Source organism: Pseudomonas sp. AU12215 (genome assembly GCF_001675465.2).
GTDB lineage: Bacteria > Pseudomonadota > Gammaproteobacteria > Pseudomonadales > Pseudomonadaceae > Pseudomonas > Pseudomonas nitroreducens.
The window spans coordinates 1-6,282 of sequence record NZ_MACM02000070.1; the positions used below are offsets into that span (position 1 = coordinate 1).

Below are 6,282 nucleotides of genomic sequence, written 5' to 3' on the forward strand. Positions count from 1 at the left end.
CCAGCGGGTTGCTCAGGCGCGCGGTCAGCACCAGCGCCTTGATCGGCCACTGGTTGGCCGCCAGCTGCAGGGCTTCCAGGCTGATGCCGGTCAGCGGGTCGCTGGGGATCTCGATGACCTTCAGACCGAGGATGTCGGCCAGCTGCAACAGGCCGTAATAGCTCGGCGACTCGGTGGCGATCAGGTCGCCCGGCCGGGTCATCACGCGCAAAGCCATGTGGATGGCGTCCACGCAACCATGGGTGATGGTTACCTGGGTCGGATCGACCACCACACCGGCATCGCGCATGCGGATCGCCACCTGGCGGCGCAACGGCTCGTAGCCGGGGCTGAACATGTAGCTGAAGGCACGCGGGCTGGAGAAGCGGGTGACCTTGGCCAATTGCTGGTGCAGCGCACGGACCGGGAGGTAATCCACGTGCGGCACGGCGGCGCCCAGCGGGAACACGCCTTCGCGGCGCGCCTCGGCGAGCACCTGATTGATGATGCTGCTGCGGGTGACCAGCCCCGGCCGCTCGACACGGGCGATGTCCGGTGTCGAGGCAGTCAGCGCCGGCGTGCGGTGCACGTAGAATCCGGATTGCGGGCGCGCGCGGATCAGCCCCTGATCTTCGAGGGTGGCATAGGCCTGGAGCACCGTGGCATGGCTGACGTTGAGCTGGGTGCTCAACTTGCGCACGGACGGCACGCGCTCGCCCGGCTGGTAGACACCACGACGGATGTCTTCCGCCAGTTGCTGGGCGATGCGCTGGTAGAGCAGCAGATTGGACATGACGGCCATCCCTCGGTCATTGAACCGAAACAGTAGCCAAAAAGTGCAAACTGTTCCAGAACAGTCGTCAGCATTCCGTCCGATACAGTTGCGCTGTCCTCTGCGCTCAGATCTCCCCGAGCCAGTCCAGCAAACCCGCCACCACCAGTTGCGCATCGGTGGTCAGGCCGAGCTTCTGCATGGCGTTGCGCTTGTGGGTACTGATGGTGGAGACACTCCGATTGGTCCGTTCGGCGATCTCGCCCACCGTGGCGCCATGGGCCAAACGGCGGATGATGTCGATTTCCGTCGGGCTCAACGGTTTGCCGGTATGCCGGGGGGGCCGCAGCATCGGGTCTATATAGGTCTCGCCCTTGCGGATACGGGCGAAGGCGTCGTCCAGCAGGCTCAGCGGGTTGCGCTTACAGACATAGCCCACTGCACCGCATTTCACCGCTGCGCTGGCCAGCAGCGGTGCGCCCATGACCGAGTAGACCAGCACCGGCACGTGGGGATAGTGGCGCTGCAGCCATTCGATCAGGTGCACCCCATCGCGACCGCGGGCGCCGGGCAGCGCCAGCTCGACGATGGCCAGGTCGACCTCGGGATGGGCAGTGAGGACATCCAGCAGGCTATCGGTGTCGCTGACGAAGGCTTTCACCTGCGCCAGTTCGCGCTCCAGCAGATAGCGTTCAAGGCCCCAACCGATCATCGGTTGCGGATCCGCCACGATTACATTGAAAAGCTTCTTTTCCGATGACATCACATTCTCTCGTTTACAGCTCCCCTGAGGGGATTAGTCGCACCCGGCCATTTTCGCCAAGCTGCCACTCGAAAGATTTCGAGATGCCCCTGATGAAAAACCCCGGAGCCGAGGCTTCCGGGGTTTTCCTGTGACGGGATATTGCGAGTTGGATCAGCGTTCGGCGCCGAGCTGGCCCTTCTCGTCGGAGAAGACGATCTCCACCCGGCGGTTCTGCGCGCGCCCCAGCGACGAAGCGTTGTCCGAGATCGGATAGGCCTCGCCATAGCCTTGTACCTGGACGCGCTTCTGGTCCACCCCCAGGTCGGTCAGCGCATCCGCCACGGCCTGCGCACGATCCTTCGACAGCTGCAGATTCTGCTCGCGGTCGCCTTCGGCGTCGGTGTAGCCCTCGATGCGGATGATCCGCCGCGGGTTGAGCTGGAGGAACTGCACCACCTTGAGCACAGTGCGGTTGGCCGCGGGCTTCAGGTCGGCTTCGCCGCTGTCGAACAGCACGTCCCCCAGGGTCAGCACAAGGCCGCGCTCGGTTTCGTTGGTCGCCAGGCTGACCATCTGCTGCTCCAGCCACTTGCTCTGCTCCTGCACGCCCAGCAGGCGGGCTTCGCGCATCGCCAGTTGCAAGCGTTCGCGCTCCATCTGCTGCTTGGCCAGGCGCTCCTGATTCAGCGTCAGGTTGCTGTGCTCGCGGGCAATCTCGCTGTAGCGCTGGCTGAGGTAGGAGTACTGGAGGACGTCATCGCTGCTGCCCCAGTAGTTGGACAGGCGTTCGGCACGGGCCAGCGACTCGCCGGCACGGATCACGTCCTTGGGCGCGCTGCGCAGCACGGCGGAGTCTTCCTTCACCGCCTGGAACTGCTGGCGGGCCTGCTCCAGGGATTTCTCGCTGAGCTGGCTGTTGGCGCAACCAGCCAGCAGGACGGCACTCGACAGTGCAGCCAGACGCAACAGTTGCAGGGAAGTCATTGCACTTCCCCCAACTGTTTACGCAGGCGGTTGATGCTCTTGCTCTGCTCGGCCAGTTGCTCGGCGCTCTTGCGTGTCAGCTCCTTGGCCTCGGACAGGCGGGCATCGAGTTCAGCCTGTTCAGCCAGTTGCCGGGCCTTCTTGTTCGAGCCAACCGCCAGGGCGCCCTTGGCGGCCTGGTACTTGTCCTCGGCGAGCTTGAGTTCGGCCACGTCATCGGTCGCACCCACGGCTTTGGCCTGTTCCAGCGCCTGTTCGGTGAGGCGCATCTGCTCGTTGGGTGCCGGGTCGTTCGTCGCACAGCCGGCCACTGCTAACAAAGCCAGGCCGGCGACCATCATCCGTCGATTGATCACGAAATCTATTGTCCTACTCGGTGGGAGTGCTGGCAGGCCGAAGTTGCTGGGCCTTCCAGCGGGCCAGGTTGTCCTGCAGCAGGCGCTGCGGGACTCCGGCGGCCGTCAATTCTGTCATTTTTTTCGCCAGTTGTCCGCGCAGCCACGGGTCGTTGCAAGCCGAGTTGTGCGCGACTGTCAGGTACAGACCCTCGCTGGAGATCGGCGGTTCCAGCGGCTGCAGATCATCGGTCATGCCGAGGGTATCGGCGACCGCGAGGCCGGGATAGTGCTCGTAGATCACATAATCCGAGCGTTTTAGCAGCAGCTTCTGGAACGCCTGGGTCAGGCTGGGCACTTCCTCCAACGTCAATTGTTCCTTGGCGAAAGTGTCGAAATCCGCGCCGAAGCTGTTGTTCACCAGGGTTCCGCCCTTCAGGCCCTTCAGATCGTCACGGCCGCTGTAGGCCACGACGGCATCCCTGCGCATCCAGACGACGTTGTCGGTGGTGAGAAAAGCCGGATGGATATAGTCCATGGTTTCCAGACGCTCCGGCGTTAGAAATGCGCCAGCGATCAGGTCGACCCGACCCAGCCGCGCTTCTTCCTGCGCTCGCGCCCAGGAGCCGGTGTAGATCACCCGGATGTTCACCCCGATGGCCTTACCGATCTGCTCCAGCAGGTCGGCATTGGCACCGATCAGCCGTTCCGGCTGCGCCGGGTCGCGCCATAGGTAAGGTGGGTATTCCGGATTGCCGGTGGCCACCAGGCGCTCGCACTTGCCGGCCGCGAAACCGGCCAACGGGATGGAGAAAGTCACCAGCAACAGCGCCGCACGGATCAACGTGGAGCAATCAGGCATCGGTAGTCTCACTCACCAGAAGAAGGTAAGGCCCTGCTTAGAGCCGCAAAATGCTAGCGTAAAGCACACCGCCCCGATTTGGTAATAAGGACTTCTCATGAAGAAAGCCCTTCTGGCCCTTCTCCTGCTGATTGCTGTCGCCGCAGGCGTTCTGTATGCCTTTCCCTCCACGCTGCTGGCCACTGCGCAATACGTCGAAAGCGCCCGTGCCCGGCTCTCGACCAACAGCCTGCAGGTCGACAACCTGGACATCGCCTATTACGAGGGAGGCCCGGAAAAGGCCCAGACCATCCTGCTGATCCACGGCTTCGGCGCCGACAAGAGCAACTGGCCGCGCTTCGCCCGCTTCCTCACCCAGGACTACCACGTCATCGCCGTCGACCTGCCTGGCTTCGGCGATAGCAGCAAGCCTGCGAACATCAGCTACGATGTCGGCACCCAGGCAGAGCGCCTGGCCGACTTCATGCGCGAGCAGGGCATCGGCCGTTTCCACGTGGTTGGAAACTCCATGGGCGGGCACATCGCCGCGCTGCTGGCCGCCCGACATCCGCAGGAGGTGCTGTCGGTCGGGCTGTTCGACAACGCCGGCGTGACGGCGCCGCACCCGAGTGAATTGTTCGAGCGCCTGCTCAAAGGCGACAATCCGCTGGTGCTGCGCTCGGTAGAGGACTTCCCCGCCCTGCTCGACTTCGTCTTCGTGCAGAAGCCACCGCTGCCGTCGCGCCTGCGGGACTACCTGGCAGAACGCTCGCTGGAGCGCAGCGAGTTCAACGGCATGGTCTTCCAGCAATTGCGTGAACGCTATATCCCACTGGAACCGGAGCTGCCGAAGATCACCGCGCCGACCCTGCTGCTGTGGGGCGATCGCGACCGCGTACTGGACGTTTCCAGCATCGACGTGATGAAGCCGCTGCTGAAGAAGCCCAGCGTCGCCATCCTGCGCGATTGTGGCCATGTGCCAATGATCGAGCGCCCCGAGGAAACCGCACGCCTTTACCTGGATTTCCTCAAACAGAGCCACGGCCCCGTCACTGCGGCGAACTGATCGCCGGCGGCAAACAAAAACGGCGCCCTCGGGCGCCGTTTCTGCTGATGCGAACTCAGAGCTGGATCAGATTCGGAATCTGCACGTCCGGATTGACGTCCTGCTCGTAGTCCACGCCGGCGATCTCGAAGCCGAAGAGACGCAGGAACTCGGACTTGTAGCCGGTGAAGTCGGTCAGTTGGTACAGGTTCTCGTTGGTCACCTTGTTCCACAGATCCTTCACGGTGTCCTGCACGTCCGGCTGCAGCTCCTTGTAGTCCGCGCGCAGGCGACCATCGGCGTCCAGATGCGGCTCAGCACCGTACAGGCTCTCGCGGAACAGGCCGTCGACCTGCTCGATGCAGCCTTCGTGGGTGCCCTTCTCCTTCATCACCTTGAACAGCAGCGACAGGTACAGCGGCATCATCGGGATGGCCGAGCTGGCCTGGGTGACCACGGCCTTCAGCACGGAAACGCGGGCATCACCGCCAGTGGCAGCCAGTTTTTCACGAATACCCAGGACTTTCTGGTCCAGGTCCTTCTTGGCGGCGCCGATGGAGCCGTTCCAGTACAGATCGTGAGTGATCTCTTCGCCCAGGTAAGTGAAGGCAGTGGTCTTGGCGCCGTCGGCAAGGACACCGGCCTCCTGCAGCGCATCGATCCACATCTGCCAGTCTTCACCGCCCATCACCGCTACGGTGTTGGCAATCTCGGCCTCGGTGGCCGGTTCCATCACACTTTCCTTGATCACTTCCTTGTCGGTGTCCAGCCCACGGAAGTTCACGGTCTTGCCGACCGGCTTGAGCACGGAGTTGAAGACTTCGCCGGTCTTCGGATGGGTACGGCGCGGCGCGGCCAGGCTGTAGACCACCAGGTCGACCTTGCCCAGGTCCTGCTTGATGGTGTCGATGGTGACTTTCTTCACTTCATCGGAGAAAGCGTCACCATTGATGCTGCGCGCATACAGGCCCTTGGCCTTGGCGAACTTCTCGAAGGCAGCGGAGTTGTACCAGCCGGCGGTGCCCGCCTTGGTTTCACTGCCCGGACGCTCGAAGAACACACCCAGGGTATCGGCGCTGGCGCCAAAGGCGGCGCTGATGCGCGCGGCCAGGCCATAGCCGGTGGAGGAACCGATGACCAGGACCTTCTTCGGACCGTTGGCGATGGGGCCATGCGCCTCGACGTACTCGATCTGTTCCTTGACGTTGGCTTCACAGCCGGTCGGGTGGGTAGTGACGCAGATGAAGCCACGCACGCGCGGTTTGATGATCATGAAAACCTCGGTAGCAGGTGTCGTTGAAACACGTTCAGGAACTGAAGACGACGCGCATTGTAGATGAGACACCTTCGCCCGTGGACTTCTCGGCAAAGATTCGTGACCAATGGGTCACCCGCACGGCGAAATAGTTCTTTCCGGAGGAAAATCAAGGCCCTGAAATGAAAGAACCCGCTACGGGAGCGGGTTCCTTCATCGAGCGAAAAAGGCTTAGACGGCCTTTTCCAGCTCCGGTACGGCTTCGAACAGGTCGGCGACCAGGCCGTAGTCGGCGACCTGGAAGATCGGTGCCTCTTCGTCCTTGT

General features: G+C 62.8%; 8 protein-coding genes. 1 reads left to right on the top strand and 7 read right to left on the bottom strand.

Features of this window, described 5'->3' with window-relative positions; translation table 11 throughout:
- From A9513_RS13925 to A9513_RS13945, 5 genes are all read right to left on the bottom strand, one after another.
- On the bottom strand, positions 1-772 hold a 772-nt coding region (locus A9513_RS13925), incomplete at its 3' end, for a PLP-dependent aminotransferase family protein (protein ID WP_141678398.1).
- Between the two features lie 106 nt (positions 773-878).
- Complete coding sequence (locus A9513_RS13930) at positions 879-1,514, bottom strand: response regulator transcription factor (RefSeq protein ID WP_024764498.1); 636 nt, start codon at positions 1,512-1,514, stop codon at positions 879-881.
- Positions 1,515-1,667: 153 nt separating this feature from the next.
- Complete coding sequence (locus A9513_RS13935) at positions 1,668-2,480, bottom strand: OmpA family protein (protein ID WP_024764497.1); 813 nt, start codon at positions 2,478-2,480, stop codon at positions 1,668-1,670.
- Complete coding sequence (locus A9513_RS13940; protein ID WP_226045326.1) at positions 2,477-2,836, bottom strand: DUF4398 domain-containing protein; 360 nt, start codon at positions 2,834-2,836, stop codon at positions 2,477-2,479. The genes A9513_RS13935 and A9513_RS13940 overlap by 4 nt, the downstream gene beginning before the upstream one ends.
- Before the next feature lie 13 nt (positions 2,837-2,849).
- On the bottom strand, positions 2,850-3,677 hold the full coding sequence (locus A9513_RS13945; protein ID WP_024764495.1) for an ABC transporter substrate-binding protein: 828 nt from the start codon (positions 3,675-3,677) through the stop codon (positions 2,850-2,852).
- A gap of 97 nt (positions 3,678-3,774) precedes the next feature.
- On the opposite strand from A9513_RS13945, the gene A9513_RS13950 reads away from it, so the two are divergent.
- The gene (locus A9513_RS13950; RefSeq protein ID WP_024764494.1) at positions 3,775-4,722 is read left to right on the top strand and encodes an alpha/beta fold hydrolase; all 948 of its coding nucleotides are present in this window, start codon (positions 3,775-3,777) and stop codon (positions 4,720-4,722) included.
- Positions 4,723-4,777: 55 nt separating this feature from the next.
- On the opposite strand, the gene fabV is transcribed toward A9513_RS13950, so the two are convergent.
- The gene (gene fabV / locus A9513_RS13955) at positions 4,778-5,974 is read right to left on the bottom strand and encodes an enoyl-ACP reductase FabV (RefSeq protein WP_065085033.1); all 1,197 of its coding nucleotides are present in this window, start codon (positions 5,972-5,974) and stop codon (positions 4,778-4,780) included.
- Between the two features lie 213 nt (positions 5,975-6,187).
- Positions 6,188-6,282: electron transfer flavoprotein subunit alpha (locus A9513_RS34865; RefSeq protein ID WP_083196115.1), on the bottom strand; the 95-nt coding region annotated here is incomplete at its 5' end.